This is a genomic window from Acidocella sp. MX-AZ02, assembly GCF_000306035.1.
Classification (GTDB): Bacteria; Pseudomonadota; Alphaproteobacteria; order Acetobacterales; family Acetobacteraceae; genus Acidocella; species Acidocella facilis.
On record NZ_JH976289.1, the window covers coordinates 1 to 222 of the forward strand.

Consider the following 222-nt stretch of genomic DNA (forward strand, 5'->3'; position numbering starts at 1 on the left):
GAATATATCAGCGGAAAGCTGCTCGCATGGGCTGAGAAGTTGAAGATCAGCATCCGCCATATTCAGCCGGGTAAGCCCCAGCAGAATGCCTATGTCGAGCGCTATAACAGGACCGTGCGGCATGAGTGGCTCGACCAGCACATCATTGAAAGTATCGAGGAGGCGCAACACCACGCCACAAAATGGCTCTGGACTTATAACAACGAGCGCCCCAACATGGGC

At 54.1% G+C, this 222-nt stretch carries 1 protein-coding gene; it reads left to right on the plus strand.

Annotated features, from left to right (window positions below):
- Positions 1–222 (plus strand): IS3 family transposase (locus MXAZACID_RS17550; protein WP_008495958.1); only part of this gene is annotated, 222 nt, incomplete at both ends.